The following is a 20287-nucleotide window of genomic DNA, read 5'->3' on the forward strand; positions in this document are numbered from 1 at the left end:
CTCTTCCTGAATTTTGGCCAAGCCTTTACGTCATATGGATGTCATGACATATTGGCCCATGGTGTCACCTCCTTACGGACATGCCGGAGGGTTTGCATGGCATTACGGAAACGCTCGATGAGTGTGGTCGCGGTCATCACCGCGGCCGGGCTGGGGCTCGCCGCCTGTGGCCAGTCGTCCGGAGGCGGGGGCGGTGACGCCATTGAGCTGACGATCGCCCAGAACGCCATCGCCGGCGGCAAGAACGCGGCCGCAGCCAACTTCATCATGAACTGGGTGATCCCCAAGTTCGAGGCGGCGCAGAAGGCGAAGGGCAAGAACGTCAAGGTCAAGTTCGTCCCCAGCGGGGTCGACGACGAGCAGTACAAGACCAAGCTCTCTCTCGACCTCAAGTCGGGCAAGGGCGCCGACGTGATCGACATCGACGGCATCTGGGCCGGCGAGTTCGCCGAGGCCGGCTACATCAAGCCGCTGGCGGACCTGGTCGGCGCGGACGCCGACAACTGGGACGGCTGGGCGCAGATCCCGCAGGCCGTGCAGGGCCTGGCCACGTTCAACGGCAAGAAGTACGCGCTGCCCGTCGGCACCGACGGCCGGGTGCTCTACTTCAACAAGACGCTCTTCCAGAAGGCCGGGCTGCCGGCCGACTGGCAGCCGAAGAGCTGGCAGGAGATCCTCGACGCCGGCACGAAGCTGAAGTCCTCCGGCGTGCCCGTGCCGATCCAGATCAACGCCGGCACCGCGATGGGCGAGGCCACCTCCATGCAGGGCGTGCTGCCGCTGCTCGCGGGCGCGGGCGGCGAGGTGCAGAAGGACGGCAAGTGGACGGGCGCCGCGCAGCCGCTGAAGGACGCGCTCGGCCTTTACCAGAAGATCTATGGCGGCGGCCTGGGCGACCCCAAGCTCCAGCAGGAGGCCAAGGGCCGCGACAAGTCGTTCCAGCAGTTCGCCGCGGGCAAGATCGGCATCCTGATGGAGGGCGACTACTTCTGGCGCGGCGTCGTCAACCCCGCGACCGGCGTGGCCAAGATGGCCGACCGCGACCAGGTCGTCGGGTACGCCATGATCCCCGCGATGGAGCCCGGCAAGGGCATCCGGGGCCAGGACTTCGTCAGCATGTCGGGCGGCGCGCTGCGTGCGGTGAACCCCAACAGCAAGCACCCGAAGGAGGCCTTCGAGCTGGCGGCCTTCACGCTCTCGCCGGAGGGGCTGAAGGAGGAGACCAAGGACGGCAACGTCCGCATCACCCCCCGCACCGACGTCAACAAGGAGATCCTCGCCGGTGAGCCGCTGCTGACCTACATCTCGGAGAAGGTGCTGCCGCTGACCGCCTACCGGCCGCCGGTGGCCGTCTACCCGCAGGTGTCGGTGGCGCTGCAGGAGGCATCGGCCGCGGTGGTGGGCGGCACGGCGCCCGACCAGGCGGCGGCCGACTACCAGAAGAAGCTCGAAGGAATCGTCGGTGGCCCTGGCAACATCGCCTCCTGAGGCCACGAAGGAGGGCACAGGGGCCGCCGCGCCGAGCCGCTACAGCTCGGACGCGGCGGGCCTGGGCAGGCTGCGGGCAGGGGTCTTCGTGGCCCCCGCCCTGCTGCTCGTCGCCGCCTTCCTCGTCTTCCCCGCGCTCTGGGTGCTCTATCTCGCCCTCACGAACTACCGCCTGACCGGTGCCGCCGCCGCGGAGCCGCAGTTCGTGGGGCTCGCCAACCTCATCGACGCGGCCGCCAACCCCGAGTTCTGGAGCTCTACCTGGCTGACCGTCGAGTTCGTGCTGGGCTCGGCGGTGATCGGGCAGGTCGGGCTCGGCTTCAGCATCGCCTGGCTGCTGCGCGACCGGCGCGGTCCGCTGAAGCGGCTGGTCGAGGGCCTGGTCATCCTGGCCTGGATCCTGCCCGGCGCGATCGTGTCGTTCCTGTGGGTGGCGCTGCTCGACCGCGACGGCGGCACGCTCAACGCGCTGCTCGGCATCGAGGGCTTCGCCTGGCTGCTCGACCACCCCATGCTCTCGATCATCGTGTTCAACACGTGGCGCGGCACCGCGTTCTCGATGATGCTGTACGGCGCCGCGCTCGGGAACGTGCCGCCCTCGCACCTGGAGAGCGCCCGCCTGGCCGGGGCCTCCGGCTGGCAGCAGCTCAGAGACGTGGTGTTCCCGCACATCAGAGGGCACGTCCTGACGAACCTGCTGCTGATCAGCCTGTGGACGTTCAACGACTTCACCCCGTTCCTGCTGACCGCGGGCGGCCCCGACGGCAAGTCCGAGGTGCTGGCCGTGCACGTGTACAAGGTCGCGCTGCAGAGCGGCGAGCTGGGTTACGGCGCCGCGGTCTCCGCGATCATTCTGCTGATCAACCTGGTCGTGGCCGTGTTCTACCTGCGGCTGCTCCGGAGTAGGAAATGACGCGTTTCGTGCTGGGCCGGATCGGCTTCTACACGCTGATCGCGGTGCTGCTCGCCTTCTTCACGATCCCGCTGCTGTGGCTGGTGACGGCGCCCTTCACCTCCGACCCGACCTACGAGGTCAAGGTCCCCGACTTCACCCTCGACAACTTCAGGGCGGTGGCCGAGCATCCGTACGCGCTGCCGTCCCTCTACAACTCCCTGGTGCTGTCGGTCGGCACGGCCGTGCTGGTGGTGATCCTGGCGGCGCTGGCCGCGTACGCGCTGAGCCGGGTGCGGCTACCCGGCCGGGACGCGCTGCTGTACGCGTTGCTGCTGCTGTCGTCGATCATCACGGGGACGGCGGCCATGGTGCCGCTGTTCCAGCTCGCGGTGGAGCTCAACCTCATCGACTCGCAGCTCGGGCTGATCCTCATCCTGACCGGCGGGCTGCTGCCGGCGGCGATCTTCATGCTCAAGGACTTCATGGACTCCACGCCGAAGTCGTACGAGGAGTCGGCCCGGGTCTTCGGGGCCACGCCGCTGCAGATCGTGCGGCACGTGGTCGTGCCCCTGGTGCGGCCCGGCCTGGCGACGGTCGGGGTGTGGGCGGTGGCCAACGTGTGGGGGAACTTCCTCATGCCGTACCTGCTGCTGAGCGACGTCGAGAAGCAGCCGGCGGCGGTGATCACGTACACCCTCTACACCGAGGGCGGCCAGGCCAACCTCAGCATGTTGTCCACGTTCGGCCTGCTGTACTCGATCCCCGTGGTGCTCATGTACCTGTTCGTCAGCAAGAAGTACGGCTTCCGCTTCCACGGAGGGATCAAGCGCTAATGGCCGGAATCGAACTACGCGGGCTGACCAAGGTCTATCCCGGCGGGGTCAAGGCGCTCGACTCGCTCGATCTGGTCATCCCCGACGGCGAGTTCTTCGCCCTGCTCGGCCCCTCCGGCTGCGGCAAGACCACGCTGCTGCGCACGATCGCCGGGCTGGAGAGCGCCACCGGCGGGGCCGTGGTCATCGGCGACCGGGACGTGACCGGCGTGCAGCCCGGCGGCCGGGACGTCGCCATGGTCTTCCAGGACTACGCGCTCTTCCCGCACATGGACGTCACGGACAACATCGCCTACCCGCTGCGGATCAAGAAGGTCGCCAAGGGCGCCCGCCGCGACAAGGCCGTCGAGGTGGGGGCGCGGCTCGGGCTCGAACAGCTCATGGACCGGCGGCCGGGCCAGCTCTCGGGCGGGCAGCAGCAGCGGGTCGCGCTGGCCAGGGTGATGGCCACGCAGGCGCAGGCGTTCCTGTTCGACGAGCCGCTGTCCAACCTGGACGCCCGGCTGCGGCTGGAGGCGCGTACGTTCCTGAAGAAACTCCAGCGCGAGCTGGGCGTCACCACCGTATTCGTCACCCACGACCAGGCGGAGGCGCTGGCCATGGCCGACCGGATGGCCGTCATGGAAGCCGGGCACATCCGGCAGATCGGCACGCCGGCCGAGGTCTTCCAGCGGCCCGCGAACACGTTCGTGGCCGGATTCATCGGCTCGACACCCATGAACCTGCTGGACGGCGTCGTACAAGGTGACACGCTGGACGTGGCAGGGTGCAAGGTGGCGGTCCCGGCCTCGGCCGAGGGTCGGCTGTCCGACGGGGAGAAGATCGTGTACGGCGTGCGACCCGAATACCTGGCCTACTCGCGCGAGCCCGCGGAGGGCGCGCTGGGCGGGAAGGTGGCCATCGTGGAGAACCTCGGCGCGTCCCACCTGGTGACCCTCGACGTCAACGACGTGACCGTGCAGGCCGTCGTGCCCGAGGGCAGCGAGCCCGAGATAGGCGACGACGGCTACGCGGTGCCCCGGCGCGACCGCGCCCTCGTCTACCGGGACGGAGAGCTCGTGTGAGGGGTCACTGGAGCCTGGACGACCGGCTGGAGCGGATCCTGCGCGAGGTGCCCTTCGAGGTGCCCGCGGGGGCCGCCGCCGTGACCGTGCGGCTGGCGTACGACCGGTCGCAGGGCGTGATCGACCTCGGGTGCGGCTCGCCCGGCGGCTTCCGCGGCTGGTCGGGCGGCGCGCGTGACGAGTACACGATCACCGCGGACTGGGCGACGCCCGGCTACCTGCCCGGCGAGCCGGAGGCGGGCACGTGGCACGTGTGGCTGCGCCTGCACCGCATCCCGCCGCAGGGCCTCGACTACACGCTGGAGATCACCACCTCCGACGTCATCCCCGCCGAGCCGGTGGCCGCGGAGCCGCCGCACGGGGAGCGCCCGCCCCGGCGGGACATCCCCGCCGTCGACGGCCTGCGCTGGTTCGCCGGGGACTTCCACGCCCACACCCTGCATAGCGACGGCAGCCTGACCGTCGCCGAGCTGGCCGAGCTGGCCCACGGGCGCGGGCTGGACTTCCTGGCCGTCACCGACCACAACACCGTCAGCCACCACCCCTGGCTGGACAAGATCGACCGCGAGATCACGCTCATCCCCGGGCAGGAGGTCACCACCGACCGGGGCCACGCGAACGTGTTCGGCGAGGTCGGCTGGGTGGACTTCCGGCAGCCGGCCGACTCGTGGGTCGAGCACGCCGAGCGCGCGGGCGGGCTGATCTCGATCAACCACCCGCTCGGCGGCGACTGCGCCTGGCTGCTGCCCATCGCCCGGCGGCCCCGGATCGCCGAGGTGTGGAGCTCCGGCTGGTGGGACCGCCGCTGGGGAGCGCCGCTGGCCTGGGCGGACGCCTGGCGCGACGACGTGATCGCGATCGGCGGCAGCGACTTCCACCGTCCCGGCTCCGACGGCCTGCCCGGCGCGCCGACGACGTGGGTGCTGGCCGAGGACACGAGCACGGTGCTGGACGGCCTGCGCGCCGGGCGCGCCGCCGTCTCCACCGGGCCCGACGGGCCGCTGCTGGTCAGGCTCGGCGACGAACTGCTCGCGCTGGACGCCGACGGTCTGGTCCTGGTGCGCCCCGACGGCGGGCGGCAGGTCGTACGCGGTGAGCGCGTATTGCTGGCGGCCATGGACGGGCCGCACCGGTTGGAAACCTATGAGAATGAGGTGATCGCGCTGTGCGAGTGAAAGTCGCGAACGCGCCAGTGAGTTTCGGTGTCTTCGAGCTGGCCACCGAGGCGCCGCCGTTGAGCGCCGACGAGATGGTCCGCGCGCTGTCGGAGGCCGGGTACGAGGGCATCGACACCGGGCCGATGGGCTACCTGGGCACCGGGTCCGAGCTCGCCGACCGGCTGGCCGGGAACGGGCTGCTCCTCGCGGGCGGCTGGGTCGACCTGCCCTACAGCGACGCGGGGGCCTACGAGGCCGCACGGCCCACGCTGGAGGCCGCGCTCGACGTGTTCGCCGCCGCGCCGCCGGCGCCCGAGGGGTTCGAGCCACGGCCCACGCTGGCCTGCTCGGGGTCGCCTGAGCGGTTCGCGCGCCCCGGTGGGAGCGTTCCAGGATTGCCCGCCTCCGAATGGGCGGGGTACGCGGCCCGCGTGCAGGAGGCGACCGACCGGTGCCGCGAGCGCGGGTTCGAGCCCGCGTTCCACCACCACCTCGGCACCTACGTCGAGACCCCCGACGACGTCGAGCGGCTGCTGGAGCTGACCGACACGCGGCTCTGCCTCGACACCGGCCACCTGCTGCTGGCCGGGGGCGACCCGGTGACGGCGCTTCGCGACTGGTCGGACCGGGTTGAGCACGTGCACATCAAGGACGGCGACACGAAGATCCTCGCCCAGGCCCTGGCCGACGGCGTGGACCTGCGTGAGCTCATGGGGCGCGGCGGGTTCGCCCCGCTGGGTGACGGCGAGCTGGACCTGCCCGCCGTGGTGCGCGTCCTCGGCGAGATCGACTACGCGGGCTGGGTGATCATCGAGCAGGACACCCTGCCCGGCCGCCGCACCGTCGCCCAGAACATCGCCGACCAGGCGGCCAACCGCCGCAGGCTGGAGGATCTCGGACTGTGAAGATCGCGCTGGTGGGATGCGGCGCCGTCACTCAGGCGGTGTACGTGCCGCTGCTGTCGAGGCGGCGCGACCTGTTCGAGGTGGTCGCGGTCTGTGACCTGTCGCGAACGCTCGCCGACGCCGTGGGCGAGCGGCTGGGCGCCACCGGGCGCTTCACGTCGGTGGCGGAGCTGCTCTCGGCCGGGGGCTTCGAGGCCGTGCTCGTCCTGGCCTCGGGCTCGCACGGGGAGACGGTCGGCCGGGCGCTGGCCGGCGGGTACGCCGTGCTGTGCGAGAAGCCGCTCGCGCTCACCAGGGCCGAGGTGGCCGCCCTGCCCGAGGGGCAGCTGATGGTGGGCTACATGAAGCAGTACGACCCGGCCGTGCGCCGGGCCGAGGAGCTGCTGGCCGAGCTGGGCGGCCCGGAGGCGATCAGGTCGGTCGAGGTGACCGTGCTGCATCCGAGCGGGGAGTCGCAGCTGGCGTTCGCGAACCTGACGCAGGCGCGGGACGTGGACCCGGGGCTGCTCGGCTCGCTGCGCGCCGCCGAGCGCGACCTGGTCTCGCGGGCGCTGGGGGAGTCGGCGCCGGAGCAGGTGCGGGCGCTGTACGGGGTGGCCCTGGGCTCGATATGCCACGATTTGTCGCTCTTGAGGCGCTTTACAGGGTCGCCTGACGAAATTTCGTACGTTGAGACGTGGGGACCCGCGCCCGGGTCCATCGAGATCACCGGGCCCCTGCCCGCCCGGGGGCGGTTCTCGATCCGCTGGCACTACCTGGAGGACTACCCGGCCTACCGCGAGACCGTGGCCATCCACCACGACAAGGGCTCGCTGGAGCTGGTCTTCCCCTCGCCCTACCTGATGAACGCGCCCACCACGCTCACCGTGGTCTCCGGCGCCGAGAGCCGCACGGTGTACCGCGACGTGACCGAGGCGTTCGAGGTGCAGCTGGCCGCCTTTCATGCTTTCGTGAACGATGGCAAGCCGCCCCTCACCGACGTGGGCGGCGGGCTGGAGGACATCGTGACCGCCCAGCGGATCGCCGCTCGTTACGCCGTACAGCACGATCTGCCTGTCGGAGGGGAAGCGCATGAGGGCTGAGATCGTCGTCGTCCCGCACACGCACTGGGACCGGGAGTGGTACGAGCCGTTCCAGCGCTTCCGGCTGCGGCTGGTCGCGCTGCTGGACGAGGTGCTCGACACGATGGAGCGCGAGCCCGCCTACCACTTCACCCTCGACGGGCAGCTGGCCTGCGTGGACGACTACCTTGAGGTGCGCCCCGAGAACCGCGACCGCATCGCCGCGCTCGTCGAGTCGGGGCGGCTGGCGGTGGGGCCGTGGCAGATCCTGCTCGACGAGTTCCTGTGCTCGGGCGAGAACATCATCCGCAATCTCGAACTGGGCATGAGCCGGGCCGACAAGCTCGGCGGGGCGATGCCGGTGGGCTACCTGCCCGACATGTTCGGGCACACGGCGCAGATGCCGCAGATCCTGCGCAAGGCCGGGCTGCTGCACGCCTGCGTCTACCGCGGGGTGCCGTCCTCGGTGACCACCGACGCCTTCGCCTGGGTGGCGCCGGACGGGACGGCGCTGCGTACCCAGTACCTGCCCGCGGGCGGCTACGGGAACGGGGCGCACCTGTTCTCGGACTCCACAGGGCTGGCCGAGCGGGCGGCGGGATTCGTCAAGACCATGCGGGAGTGGCACGGGCCCGAGGGGGCGCTGCTGGCCATGTACGGCACGGACCACTCGGCGCCGGTGCGCGGGCTGCCGGAGATGGTGGCGGCGATCGGCGCCCGGATGGACACCCTGTCCGGCTATATCGGGAAATACTCCGGTGAGGTGGACGGGCTGCCGCGCGTCGCCGGCGAGCTGCGCTCCCACGCCCGCGCCAACATCCTGCCCGGCGTCATCTCGGTCCGGGCCCACGTCAAGCAGGCCATGGGCCGCGCCGAGCGGATGGTCGAGCGCTACGCCGAGCCGCTGGCCGCGCTGTGGGGCGGCGAGTGGCCGGGCCGCTTCCTCGACATGGCCTGGTGGCGGCTGGTGGACGCCGGCGGGCACGACTCGGTGACCGGCTGCGGCGTCGACGACACCGCCCAGCAGGTGGCCGCGCGCATCGCGGAGGCCGAGCACCTCGGCCAGGCCGTGCGCGACATGGTGACCGCCCGGCTGGCCGGTTCGGTGCCCTCCGACGGCGTGCTCGTCGTCAACCCGACGCCCGCCGCGCGCAGGGGCGTCGTGGTCGTGGACGTGGCCGGCGTCGACCCGCTGACCGGCCCCTCGGGCGCGCCGGTGCCCACGCAGCCGCTGGAGTACGCGCCCACGCTGCTCCTGGACGAGGAGATGGACGCCGCCACGGCGCTGACCTTCGTCCACGGCACCGAGCTCTACGGGCAGCACATCACGGCATGGTCGGTGGAGGACGGGACGCTGACGTTCACGGTGGCGCGGGAGACGTCGGCCGTGTTCGACCTGGACGACCTGCGCGCGGCCACCGCCGGCGTGCGGCGGGTGCGCATACTCGCCGAGCCCAGGCGCACGGTCGCCGCCCTGGTGGAGGTCCCGCCGCTGGGCCACACGAGCATCCGGCCGGCGCCCTACAGGCCGTCCGCGGGGGAGGACCGGCCGGCTCTGACGCCGGTGCGCGGCGGCGCGGAGGTGCTGGACAACGGCCTGCTGCGGGTCACGATCGCCGGCGACGGCACGCTGACGCTGGTGGGCGCGGACGGCACGACGGTCACGGGAGCCGGCCGCATCGTGGACGGCGGCGACGTCGGCGACACCTACAACCACGCGCCCCCGGCCGACGACCTGATGGTGTCCGAGCCGTCGTCCGTCGAGACGGAGCTGATCTGCTCGGGTCCGCTGGTGGCGGCGGTGGACGTGCGGCGTGCCTACCGGTGGCCGGCGTCAGGGGACGGGATCGACGGCACGCCCGAGCTGCCCGCCCCCGCGCGGTCCGCCAGGACCGAGGAGATCGTCGTCACGACCCGCGTCGAGCTGCGGGCCGGCGAGCCGTACGTGCGCCTGCGCGTCGAGTTCGACAACCGGTGCGCGGACCATCGGGTCCGGCTGCACGTGCCGCTGCCCGCCCCGGCGACGGAGTCGCACGCCGAGGGCCAGTTCGCGGTCGTCACCCGCGGGCTGACCTCGGAGGGCGGCTGCGGCGAGACCCCGCTGCCCACCTTCCCCGCCTCCTCGTGGGTGGCCGCCGGAGGCGTGGCGGCGCTGCTGGAGCACGTGACGGAGTACGAGGTGGCGGACGGCGAGCTGGCCCTGACGCTCCTGCGCTCGGTCGCCTACCTCTCCCGCAACCGCAACGCCCTGCGCCCCGAACCGGCCGGCCCCCAGCTCCCGACCCCCGCCGCCCAGTCGCGCGGGATCCGCTCGGTGAGCCTGGCGCTGATGCCGTACGGGGAGTCCTGGCAGGAGGTCGTGCCGCAGGCCGAGACCTTCCGCCACGACCTGCTCGTGGTGCCGGGCCAGGGCGGGCGCGCCCTGCCGCTGCCCGCTCCCGCGTCCGGGCTGTCGGTGACGGGGGACGGCGTGGTGATGACCTCGCTGCGGATGCGTGACGACCGGCGGGAGCTCAGGGTCGTGGCCCTCACCCCGGCCGCCACGGAGGCCGTGATCGAGGGCGCCTTCACCCAGGCCTGCCACGCCGACCTGCGCGGCCGTCCCGGTGATCGGCTCCCGGTCGCGGACGGCGTGCTCCGCCTGGCGCTGAAGCCATGGGAGATCGCGACGGTCCAGCTGTCCGGCTAACCGCCGAGCCGCCTCAGCGCCTGCTCGCGCGCCTCCCTGGCGAGGTCCTCCTCCGCCCGGGGCAGGCCGAGCGACAGCGCCCGGTCCAGGTCCGCCAGCGCGCCGCGGAAGTCGCGGAGCGCGATCCGGACCTGGCCCCGGCCGTAGAGTGCCCGGGCGGCGTTGCGGTCGAGGTCGAGCGCGTCGTTGTAGGCGGCTTCCGCGTCCGCGGGCGAGCCCGCCCGCCAGATCGCGTAGGCCAGGAGCGTGCGGGCGGCGACGTCTCCCGGCATCCTGGCCACCGCCTGCCGGCCCAGGTCGACCGCCTCGTCCGGGCTGCCCATCGACAGGCAGACCTCGGCGAGCGCCGTCAGCACCCGTACGGTGGCCAGGGCGTCCTGCTGGCTCTCGAACTGCGAGCGTGCCGCGGTGAGCGTCTCCCTGGCGGCCTCCAGGTCGCCCTCGACCCTGGCGACCTCCGCCCTGAACGCCAGCAGGTTCGCGAACTGCCGCTCGTCGCCCTCCTCAAGGGAGCGGTCGGCCGCCACTTCGGCGAAGCGGCGGGCCGAGATGAAGTTGCCCTCGCCGAGCGCGGCCTCGGCGGCGGCGCGGAAGTCGGCGGGCGAGCGCCCCTGGGGCAGGCCGCCGACCGGCTCGACGCGCTGCTCGCGGTTGGCGGTACGGACGGCTTCGACCAGCCGTTCCTGGCCGAGCTGGTACCACAGGCTCCTGGCGCGCTGCTCCTCCGTGAGGATGTGCCGGGCCACCAGGGCGTCCACCACGGCGTTGGGCATGTCGGCCGTCTGGGCCAGGCCGCGGTAGGCGGTGCCGCGGGTGCCGCGCTCGGTGACGAAGGTCGACTCGATCCAGACGCGGAGCTCCGGCTCGGGCACGCCGGTCTCCACGCTCACGTCGCGGACCGCGCGGTCGAAGTAGGCGGCGAGGATCCCGGCGAGGTCGCCGAGCTGGGCGAGCAGCCCCTCGGTGATCGTGTCGTCGGAGTCTCCGAGGCCCGACCAGAGCGCCGCGCACGCGATCTGCAGCTCGAAGGGCGACACCCGCTCGCTGACGATCTCGACGCTCTCGCCCAGCCGGTCGGTGTAGGTCGTCTTGCGCAGCCGCTCGACCAGCTGCTGCGCCACGCCGGGCGCGTAGTGGCGGCCGCCGGCCGAGGCCGGTCCCGTCACCGCGGCCACCGCGGAGGCCCGCTCCAGACCTTCCAGGCGCACGTAGGCGAACGGCTGGGGGCTCAGCAGCCCCTCGTAGCCGCTCAGCGTGGCGAGCTGGTCGTCGCGCACCACGAGCAGCAGGTTGAGCGGCAGGTCCCGCAGGGCCTGGGCCAGCTCGCCGATGAGGCGGTCCCGCTCGGTCAGCCGGGCGGGGAAGGCCGTGAACAGCTCCTCCAGGTGGTCGATCGCGGCCAGCACCCGGTGCGGGGAGGCGCCGGCGACGATGTTCTCCAGGGCCGAGCTGAGCGACTGTTCGGGGTCGGGGGTCTGGCGGGCGGGGGTCCAGCTGCTGATCAGGGTGAAGCGGTAGCCGCCGGGGCCGGACGCGTGCGCCAGCGGCCAGGTGGGCTGGTGGATCAGCCGTCCGACGGGGAGCACCAGCGTGCGCGGCTCGTCCTGGAGCAGCGGGAGGACCCCGGCGTGCAGCAGGGACGTCTTGCCGACGGCGGCGGGGCCGTGCAGCACCACCACGCGCTCGGACAGCCAGGCGTCCCGCAGGTGGCGGGCCTCCTCCGACCTGCCGTGGAACAGGGCCGACTCGGTGCGGCGGAAGGGGCGCGGGCCGACGTACGGCTCGGTGGGATTGCTGGTCATGGCGTCCCCCGGAGTCCGGCGGCCAGCTTGTCGTTGAGCGAGCGCGGGGTCTCCCACAGGATGCGGATGCTCTGGGCCTGGAAGTAGCGCTCAAGGTATTGGCGCTCGTCGGCGGAGTGGTCGTCCGGGTTGAGCTGGATGCTCACGTGCTCCCTGCGCATCGTGCCGGGCAGGCCGTGCAGCAGGGTCCTGAACATGACGTGGAACGTCCAGTCGCGCAGGCCGTACCCGATGAACAGCAGCGCCTTCGTCCGCAGCGCGGTGCGGACCGGGAAGGGCAGCAGCGTCATCGGATGGCCGCCGCGGAGGGGAGCGGACGACGCGTTGGTGTGCCTGCCGTCCTGGGCCAGCCTGACCAGGAAGTCGAGGTAGTCGTCCTCGATGAGCACGATCGAGTGCGGCTCCTGGTGATGGCCGTGCAGGTGGAACACGAGTGGCCGCTCCACGCATGGGGCGAAGGCTGGTTCACGAAAGGGGCTCCCGGTCCAGTCGTCGGAAGACATCGCATACCACGGACATAAGTCCCAAATGGGCTGTTTTCTCGCCTGCTGTAGCGCCAGGAACATGAAGTCGTCGTAGTTCGTGGTGATGTACAGGGGGAGAGGGTAGCGGGCCAGCACGGCGTGCACCGGGAATTGATCTGTCCCGTCGGGCGGGGTGGCGTTGGCGAACTCCGCCTTCAGGAATTCGCGTTTCGTCCGGGTTGCGTCGCGATAGACCATCGTCGTCGCGTATTGCATCACGCGTGCCAGGTTGTCGGAATCCGCGTACGGGTAGTTGATCTTGCCGGCCCATTTCGCCGCGAGCTGGCCACCGAGCGGGAGCCGCTCCGCGCTGGCTCCCGCGCCGAGAAAGGGGATGCAGTCACCATTGTTGAGATCCCCGATCAGCAGATCCCAGGCGGCCTCGTTGTCGCGGTCGATGCCACCGGCGTGCACGCGTCACCGCCTTCCGGGTCGGGGCGGCGAGGTGCGGAACCCTTCAGAGGTTCCATGAAAGGGCCGCCGCAGTCAATAGCCGTGAATGGCCGCTTGGTGGCGCTGGATCATCTACGACATAAGACAATATATAGCGTTAATCCCGACAAAGGGCGCTTTATGTGGCAGGGTAAACCGCCATTAAGGGCTGTCCGCTTCAAGGAGGAAGCGGCTCTTTCCATGGCGTGCGGACGGGACATGCGGCGGGCAGATATCGCATTAGGATCGGTGGCGACAGCCGAATAGCGACCAGGCGGTGATCGTGATGGAGGACGTCGCGCGGCCAGAGCGCCGCCCCACCCTCTGGGGGCGGGAGATCCCGTTCCGCAACCGCTGCTTCACCGGTCGCGAGCGTGAGCTCGCCGAGCTCCACGGCCGGCTGGCGCAGCACTCGACCGCGCTGGTCGGCCAGCCGCCTCAGCCGGTCTACGGCATGGGCGGCATCGGCAAGACCGAGATCGCCGCCGAGTACGCGCACCGCCACGCAGAGGAGTACGACCTCGTGTGGTGGATCAGGGCCGAGCAGGAGGAGACCATCGTCAACTCGCTGATCGGGCTGGGTCGCAAGATGTCCCTGGACGGCTTCCGCCCCGACGATCGCGACTACTCCGCCAAGCTGGTCCTGTCCGCCCTGACAGGTCGCGAGCTCTACGACCGCTGGCTGCTGATCTACGACAACGTCGAGAGCGCCAACGCGGTCCAGCACTACCTGCCCAGCGGCGGCGGCCACGTCATCATCACCACGCGCGACCGGCACTGGCGGCGGGCGATGGGGCTCGACGGGATCGAGGTGGGGGAGTTCCTTCCTGAGGAAACGGTCAAGTTCTTCCACAGGCGGGTGACCGCCCTGGCCGAGTCGGGTAGGTCCGGCTCCGTGGAAGCCGAGGCCGATGCGAAGGACCTGGCCAATGAGCTGGGAAACCTCCCGTTGGCCGCCGAGCACGCCGCCGCGTACCTGAACGAGACCGGCACCAGCATCTCCGAATACCTCCAGCTGTTCCGCGACAACGCGCACGCGCTGCTGGCCAGCTCGGTCGACATCAAATACCCGCAGACCGTGGCCACGACGTGGAGCGTGTCGCGCAGCAGGATCTCGCCGGAGGCCGACGCGCTGTTCAAGCTGCTGGCCAGCCTCTCCGCCGAGCCGATCGCCGAGGAGCTGCTGGTGCAGCCCGCCGTGGCCTCGAAGCTGCCGGAGCCGCTCGACCGGGTGCTGAGCGGCGTGACCGAGTTCCGCAGGGCGGCCAGGGAGCTGGGCCGCTACTCCATGCTCAAGCTCGACGGCGTGCGCAACGTCGTGCAGCTGCACCGCGTCGTGCAGGCCGTGACGAGAGACCGCCTGGTGCGCGAGGACCCGGAGGCCGCGACCCGCTACCAGGAGGCCGCCCACCTGCTGCTGGCCGCCTCCGATCCCGGGGCGGTCGACCGCGAGGACAGCGAGCAGATCTACCAGCGGTCCCTGCAGCACCTGGTGCCGTCGCGGGCGGTCGAGTCCGGCGACCGCCTGGTGCGCAAGCTGATCATCAACCAGGTCGAGCAGCTCTCCCGCCGTGGCGGCCACCAGGAGAGCCTGCGGATCGGCCGGCCGACGCTGGAGCTGTGGCGGCAGAGGTTCGGCCCGGACGACAGGCAGACCCTGGCCCTGGCGGTCCAGGTCGGCAACGCGCTGCGCACCGCCGGCCAGTGGGAGGAGAGCCTGCGGCTGCACGCCGACACCCTCCAGCGGCTGCGCGACAACTTCGGTGAGATGGACGCCGTCTACCTGAGCTGCGCCCGCGTGCACGGCGTCGGGCTGCGGCTGCTCGGCCGCTACGCCGACGCGCTGGAGAACGACCTGACGCTGCTGCCGCTCTTCGAGCGGCAGCTGCGGCCGGACCACCCGGACACGCTGCGGATCCGCGGCCACGTGGCCGTGAGCCTGCGCTGCCTGGGCCGGTTCGCGGAGGCCCTGCGCTACGACGACGAGACGCTGGCCGAGCGGCAGCGGATCTTCGGCCCGGTCGAGCACGCGACGCTGAGCTCGCAGTTCGGCCGCTCCCGCGACCTGCGCGGGCTGGGCCGCTACGAGGAGTCCCTCGACCTGATCAGGAAGATCAGCAACGTCCTCGACCACCGCAACCAGCCGTGGAACCAGTTCCGGCTGCTGGTCGCCATCGACTTCGGCGTGGCACTCAACCGGGCCGGCCTCTACGAGGACGCCTTCGTCCAGGGGGTGAAGGCCTGGGAGCGGCACAAGTCGATCCTCGGCAAGGAGCACCGCCAGACGCTGCAGTCGGCCACCAACCTCATCAACGACTACCGGCTCACCGAAGACCTGGCCGGCGCCCAGCGGGTGGGCGAGGAGACGGTGCTGAGCCTGGAGAAGGTGGCCGGGCCCGACCACCCCAACACGCTGGCGGCCGGCAACAACCTGGCCCTCGTGCTGCGCGTCAGGAACAATCCGGGCGGCGCCCGCGCGCTGAGCGAGCGGGTGGCCGAGGGGATGAAGGCACTGCTGGGCGACACCCACCCCAACACCCTGATCGCCGTGCACAACCTGGCCAGCGACCTGGCCGCCCTCGGCGAGGTGGGGCAGGCCCGGAGGCTGGGCGAGACGGTGCTGGAGCGCAACCTGAAGACGCGCGGCCCCGACCACCCCAACACCCTGGCCGCCATGGCCAACCTGTCCCTCGACCGCAACGCCGACGGAGACAAGGACGGCGCCCAGAGCCTGCGGGAGAAGATGCTCGACGGCTACCGGCGCTCGATCATGCCCGACCACCCGCACGCCCGGCTGGCCGCCCAGTACGGCCGGGTCAACCTGGGCATCGAGCCCATGAACGACTAGATCGAAAACCCGGGATTGGCGCGCAGCCAGCGTGCTCGGTGCTCGGCCCGGAGCTCGGCTGCCCGCCGCTCGGCCGCGGCGGGCACCGGTTCGGTCAGCCACTCGCCGAGCCGGTCCAGCAGCCCGTTCACCAGCACCTCGCCCGGCCCGGTCAGGCTCCCCGAGCCGGTCACGCTGGTCAGCGCCTCGAACGTGACGGCCCGGCGGTACGCGAACTCGGCCTCCGCCCGCTCGTCGGCCGGGCTCGCGCGGGGTTCTCCGACCGGGCCGGCGTGGCGTTCGGGGTCCGGGCTCTCGCGACGCTCGCCGGCTGAGCTCGCGTGGCGTTCGGCGCGCCAGAAGGCGGTGATCGCGAAATTCGCGAAGCAGCCCTGCAGCAGCGCGCCGAGCGGTCGCGGGTCGGAGCGCCAGGGCGCGTACCAGCGGCGTTCGTCGCCGGGGTCGGTCAGCTCGACCACGTCCTCGACGGCGCCGAGCACCAGGTGCCACACCTCGTGGACCAGGCTCTCCGCGAAGGCGACCGGGTCGGGCGGCGGCGACAGCGCTATCGCCCCGTACGCCCAGCCGGACGTCGCGCTGGCGGGCCGGACCCGCTCGCGGCCCTCCAGCGGCACCAGCGTGGTGAGGACCGCCGCGATCGTCTCGGCGGCGTGGTGGTGCCGCTCGCACAGCACCCGCCAGGCGTGGCCGAGCTCTCGCTGCCACCACACCGGGTCCGCCTCGCCCCGCCTGCCGAAGCCCGCCAGGTACGGGTCGACCGCGTCGAGCCTGACGGCCAGCTCCAGCCCGTTGACCCGCGCGTGCAGGGAAGGGATCGGGACGAGGCCGGACTCCGCGACCGTGCCCAGCCCTGGGACGGGGCCGGACTCCGCGACCGTGCCCAGGCCCGGGACGAACGCGCCGGGGCGCAGCGGCGGTCGCCGGCCGGCCCGCATCGCCGCGCCGGCGCTGAAGGAGACGAGATATCCCAGGTCCGGCTCCTCGCCGTCGCGCAGCCGCCGCAGGCAGTCGACCGCCCAGCAGCCCACCTGGGGGAGCACCAGCAGCTCCGCCATGAGGCGGGGATCGCTCTCCTGCAGCTCGGCCAGCGCGCGGAACGCGGCATCGGCGGGCGTCCCGCGCACCTGCCGCCGCACGGCCTCCACGAGCAGCTGATTCCTGCGTAGCTGGATCTCCCGGAGCCGGGTCAGCAGCTCGGAGGTGAGGTCGTCGCCGGCCAGGCGATGGCAGATCTCGTACGTCTCAGCGGTCGAACACTCGTTCAGCCATCGCACGGGACGGCACCGTTGTTGGAATCCTCCTGCCACAGCCGATCCCACGGCCCCCTTCGCCCGAGGATCTTGCTCACCAGCGTGTCGAGCGTGGCGTCGTCGAGTTCGGTCAGTTGGAGCAGCGTCATGTCAGTCAGCTCCGCAAGCCCGGTGCCAACCGCGTGAGCCGGTTCCCCCATAGAGAGTCCCTCCTAGGCTGCTGCCGAGATGATACGACGGCGCTTTGTCCGAATGAAATGCCGGTGAATACGGCGCGGTTTTCGGCCGGTGCCAAACTCGCTGTTTACGCCGCTTGTCAGGGCGTGCTTGTGGCCAGCCACAACAAACACCGGGTGACTTCGTTGGCTCTACAATTGCCGCAGGTCGGAGGCATGACGAACACTGGGCCGCATGAACCTTGGCCCTGTCGACTCCTCCCAGGTACCGCGCTTCGCGGGGCCTGCCACCTTCGCCCGCCTGCCCAGGCTCGATCAGGTCGAGCGGGCCGACGTGGCCGTGGTCGGCGTGCCGTTCGACGCCGGGGTGTCCTACCGGCCGGGCGCCAGGTTCGGGCCCGCCGCGGTCAGGGAGGCCTCCCGGCTGCTGCGGCCGTACCACCCGGGGCTGGACGTCTCCCCGTTCGAGCGGGTGCAGGTGGCCGACGCCGGTGACATCGCGGCGAACCCGTTCGACATCGGCGCGGCCATCGAGAGCATCGAGGGCGCGGCGGACTCGATCGACGCCAGGCTCGTCACGATCGGCGGCGACCACACGATCGCGCTGCCGCTGCTGCGGTCCGTGGCCAGGAAGCACGGCCCGGTGGCGCTGCTGCACTTCGACGCCCATCTCGACACCTGGGACACCTACTTCGGCGCCGAGTACACGCACGGCACCCCGTTCCGGCGGGCGGCGGAGGAGGGGCTGCTGGACACCGAGGCCCTCAGCCACGTCGGGATCAGGGGCCCGCTGTACGGCAAGAAGGACCTTGAGGACGACCGGCGGCTCGGGTTCGGCATCCTGACGGCGGCCGACGTGCTGCGGCGCGGCCTCGACGAGGTGATCGACGCCCTGCGGCAGCGCATCGGCGGCCGGCCCCTGTACGTGTCCGTCGACATCGACGTGCTGGACCCGGCCCACGCCCCGGGCACGGGGACGCCGGAGGCGGGCGGGCTCACCAGCCGGGAGCTGCTGGAGATCCTGCGCGGCCTGGCCGGGTGCGACCTGGTCGGGGCCGACGTCGTCGAGGTGGCCCCGGCGTACGACCATGCGGAGATCACCTCGATCGCCGCCTCCCACGTGGCCTACGACCTCGTCAGCCTGCTGGCGTTGCAGGAGAAACCATGAGCCTCACCGAGATCGAGACCTACGGGGTCGAGCGCATCCCCGACGCGGACCGCAACGCGCGCCCGATCGACCTGTTCCGGCTGGCGTTCGGGGGTGCGAACACGTTCGCCACCTGCGTGCTCGGCGCCTTTCCCATCCTGTTCGGCCTGTCGTTCTGGCAGGGGCTGGCCGCGACCGCGCTCGGGCTCGTGGTCGGCGCGCTGATCCTGGCGCCGCTGTCGCTGTTCGGGCCGCTCAACGGCACCAACAACGCCGTCTCCTCCTCCGCCCATCTGGGCGTGCACGGCCGCGTGGTGGGCTCGTTCCTGTCGCTGCTGACCGCGATCGCGTTCTTCTCGATCTCGGTGTGGTCGTCGGGCGACGCGCTGGTCGGCGGCGCCCACCTGCTGGCCGGGCTGCCCGACTCCGACCTGTCGTACGGCGTCGCGTACGCGCTCTTCGCCGTCCTCGTGCTGATCGTCTGCGTGTACGGCTTCCGCTTCATGCTGTTCGTCAACAAGATCGCGGTCGCGGCGGCGTCGCTGCTGTTCGTCCTGGGGGCGTTCGCCTTCGCCGGGGATTTCGACCCGTCCTATCCGGGCACGCTCCCGGCCGGCGACCCGCTGTTCTGGCCGTCGTTCATCGGCGCGGCGCTGATCGTGCTGTCGAACCCCGTGTCGTTCGGCGCCTTCCTGGGCGACTGGTCCAGGTACATCCCGGCCGCGACGCCGAAGTCCCGGGTGATGGCCGCGGCCTTCCTGGCGCAGCTCGCCACCATCCTGCCGTTCTTCTTCGGCCTGGCCACCGCCTCGATCGTCGCGACCAAGGCCGCCGCCTACATGGACCCGGCCGCCCCCAACTACGTCGGCGGGCTGCTGGCCGTCTCGCCCGGCTGGTACTTCGTACCCGTCTGCCTGATCGCCCTGATCGGCGGCATGTCCACCGGCACGACCTCCCTCTACGGCACCGGGCTCGACTTCTCCAGCGTCTTCACCCGCTTCTCCCGGGTGCAGGCGACGGTGTTCATCGGCACGCTGTCGATCGTGTTCATCTTCGTCGGCCGCTTCGCCGCGAACCTCACCCAGAGCATCTCCACGTTCGCCACCCTGATCATCACCTGCACGGCGCCGTGGATGGTGATCATGATGCTCGGCTACGTGACCCGCAGGGGCTGGTACGACCCCGAGGCGCTCCAGGTCTTCAACCGGCGCCAGCGCGGCGGCCGCTACTGGTTCACCCACGGCTGGAACTGGCGCGGGCTGTCCGCCTGGCTCATCTCGGCGGGCCTCGCGCTGCTGTTCGTGAACCTGCCGGGCCAGTTCGTCGGCCCGCTGGGCGACCTGGCCGGGGGAGTGGACATCTCGCTGCCCGTGGGGCTGGCCGTCGCCGGCGTGCTCTACCTGGTGCTGCTGACGGCGTTCCCGGAGCCACGAGCGGTGTACGGGCCCGCGGGGCCGCGTATTGTGCGTACGGCGGACACGCCGATCCTGCCCATCGTGGAGACGGCGGGCTAGCGAGTGCCCCAGGAGTAGGTCTGCTTACGCAGTTTCAGGTACACGAACGACTCCGTGGCCCGCACGGCGGGGATCGCGCGGATTTTGCTGAGAATTTCCAGAAGGTGCCCGTCGCCCTCGCAGACCACCTCGACGATCACGTCGAAGGAGCCCGCCGTGAGCACCACGTAGTCGATCTCGTCGATGGCCGCCAGTTCGTCGGCCACCGCCTCCAGGTCGCCCTCGCAGTTGATGCCGATCATGGCCTGCCGCGGGAATCCGAGCGTCAGCGGGTCGGTGACCGCGACGATCTGCATGACGCCCGCGTCCTGCAGCCGCTGGACGCGCTGACGCACGGCGGCCTCCGACAGGCCCACCGCTTTCCCGATCGCCGCGTACGGCATGCGCCCGTCGGTCTGGAGCTGCTCGATGATCTGCTTGGACAGATCGTCGAGCACCACCGGCCCGGCATTGGCGTTCGTGCGGCGTACGCGGGGCGGCGTCGTCATCGACGGAATCCTCC

At 71.4% G+C, this 20287-nt stretch carries 16 protein-coding genes; 11 read left to right on the top strand and 5 right to left on the bottom strand.

Annotated features, from left to right (window positions below; all coding sequences use genetic code 11):
- Positions 1–96 precede the first annotated feature (96 nt).
- Genes ACIBQ1_RS51840 through ACIBQ1_RS51875 form a run of 8 tightly spaced genes read left to right on the top strand, consistent with a single transcriptional unit; the run spans position 97 to position 10092 of the window.
- The gene (locus ACIBQ1_RS51840) at positions 97–1488 is read left to right on the top strand and encodes an extracellular solute-binding protein (RefSeq protein WP_397289665.1); all 1392 of its coding nucleotides are present in this window, start codon (positions 97–99) and stop codon (positions 1486–1488) included.
- Positions 1463–2401 (top strand): carbohydrate ABC transporter permease, encoded by a 939-nt coding sequence (locus ACIBQ1_RS51845; RefSeq protein WP_397289667.1) that lies wholly within the window; start codon positions 1463–1465, stop codon positions 2399–2401. Before ACIBQ1_RS51840 ends, ACIBQ1_RS51845 begins: the two co-directional genes overlap by 26 nt.
- Complete coding sequence (locus ACIBQ1_RS51850; protein ID WP_355379209.1) at positions 2398–3216, top strand: carbohydrate ABC transporter permease; 819 nt, start codon at positions 2398–2400, stop codon at positions 3214–3216. Before ACIBQ1_RS51845 ends, ACIBQ1_RS51850 begins: the two co-directional genes overlap by 4 nt.
- Positions 3216–4280, top strand: a complete 1065-nt coding sequence (locus ACIBQ1_RS51855; RefSeq protein WP_397289669.1) for an ABC transporter ATP-binding protein — start codon at positions 3216–3218, stop codon at positions 4278–4280. The genes ACIBQ1_RS51850 and ACIBQ1_RS51855 overlap by 1 nt, the downstream gene beginning before the upstream one ends.
- Positions 4277–5455 (top strand): CehA/McbA family metallohydrolase, encoded by a 1179-nt coding sequence (locus tag ACIBQ1_RS51860; RefSeq protein WP_397289671.1) that lies wholly within the window; start codon positions 4277–4279, stop codon positions 5453–5455. The genes ACIBQ1_RS51855 and ACIBQ1_RS51860 overlap by 4 nt, the downstream gene beginning before the upstream one ends.
- Positions 5446–6342 carry a TIM barrel protein gene (locus ACIBQ1_RS51865; RefSeq protein ID WP_397289673.1) on the top strand — a complete coding sequence of 299 codons (897 nt, stop codon included), beginning with the start codon at positions 5446–5448 and terminating at the stop codon, positions 6340–6342. Before ACIBQ1_RS51860 ends, ACIBQ1_RS51865 begins: the two co-directional genes overlap by 10 nt.
- A complete protein-coding gene (locus ACIBQ1_RS51870) occupies positions 6339–7424 on the top strand; it encodes a Gfo/Idh/MocA family protein (protein ID WP_397289675.1) in 1086 nt (361 codons plus the stop codon). The genes ACIBQ1_RS51865 and ACIBQ1_RS51870 overlap by 4 nt, the downstream gene beginning before the upstream one ends.
- Entirely contained in the window at positions 7414–10092 is a 2679-nt protein-coding gene (locus ACIBQ1_RS51875) for a glycoside hydrolase family 38 C-terminal domain-containing protein (protein ID WP_397289677.1), read from the top strand. Before ACIBQ1_RS51870 ends, ACIBQ1_RS51875 begins: the two co-directional genes overlap by 11 nt.
- On the opposite strand, the gene ACIBQ1_RS51880 is transcribed toward ACIBQ1_RS51875, so the two are convergent.
- Positions 10089–11894 (bottom strand): tetratricopeptide repeat protein, encoded by a 1806-nt coding sequence (locus ACIBQ1_RS51880; protein WP_397289679.1) that lies wholly within the window; start codon positions 11892–11894, stop codon positions 10089–10091. The two genes, ACIBQ1_RS51875 and ACIBQ1_RS51880, sit on opposite strands and share 4 nt — an antisense overlap.
- A complete protein-coding gene (locus ACIBQ1_RS51885) occupies positions 11891–12832 on the bottom strand; it encodes an SIR2 family NAD-dependent protein deacylase (RefSeq protein WP_397289681.1) in 942 nt (313 codons plus the stop codon). Before ACIBQ1_RS51885 ends, ACIBQ1_RS51880 begins: the two co-directional genes overlap by 4 nt.
- Before the next feature lie 304 nt (positions 12833–13136).
- On the opposite strand from ACIBQ1_RS51885, the gene fxsT reads away from it, so the two are divergent.
- Entirely contained in the window at positions 13137–15698 is a 2562-nt protein-coding gene (gene fxsT, locus ACIBQ1_RS51890) for an FxSxx-COOH system tetratricopeptide repeat protein (protein WP_397289790.1), read from the top strand.
- Here fxsT and ACIBQ1_RS51895 read toward each other — a convergent pair.
- Both ACIBQ1_RS51895 and ACIBQ1_RS51900 read right to left on the bottom strand, forming a co-directional pair.
- A complete protein-coding gene (locus tag ACIBQ1_RS51895) occupies positions 15695–16972 on the bottom strand; it encodes an aKG-HExxH-type peptide beta-hydroxylase (protein ID WP_397289682.1) in 1278 nt (425 codons plus the stop codon). The genes fxsT and ACIBQ1_RS51895 overlap by 4 nt on opposite strands.
- Positions 16960–17097: a hypothetical protein gene (locus ACIBQ1_RS51900; protein WP_397289684.1), complete on the bottom strand. Its 138-nt coding sequence runs from the start codon at positions 17095–17097 to the stop codon at positions 16960–16962. Before ACIBQ1_RS51900 ends, ACIBQ1_RS51895 begins: the two co-directional genes overlap by 13 nt.
- A 262-nt stretch (positions 17098–17359) precedes the next feature.
- Between ACIBQ1_RS51900 and speB the strand changes: the two genes are divergently transcribed.
- Positions 17360–18292 (top strand): agmatinase, encoded by a 933-nt coding sequence (gene speB / locus ACIBQ1_RS51905; RefSeq protein WP_397289686.1) that lies wholly within the window; start codon positions 17360–17362, stop codon positions 18290–18292.
- Complete coding sequence (locus tag ACIBQ1_RS51910) at positions 18289–19785, top strand: purine-cytosine permease family protein (protein ID WP_397289688.1); 1497 nt, start codon at positions 18289–18291, stop codon at positions 19783–19785. The genes speB and ACIBQ1_RS51910 overlap by 4 nt, the downstream gene beginning before the upstream one ends.
- Here the strand turns inward: ACIBQ1_RS51910 and ACIBQ1_RS51915 are convergent.
- Positions 19782–20273: an Lrp/AsnC family transcriptional regulator gene (locus ACIBQ1_RS51915; RefSeq protein WP_397289690.1), complete on the bottom strand. Its 492-nt coding sequence runs from the start codon at positions 20271–20273 to the stop codon at positions 19782–19784. The two genes, ACIBQ1_RS51910 and ACIBQ1_RS51915, sit on opposite strands and share 4 nt — an antisense overlap.
- Between the last annotated feature and the right edge of the window lie 14 nt (positions 20274–20287).

It is taken from the genome of Nonomuraea sp. NPDC050153 (assembly GCF_044460125.1).
Taxonomy (GTDB): domain Bacteria; phylum Actinomycetota; class Actinomycetes; order Streptosporangiales; family Streptosporangiaceae; genus Nonomuraea.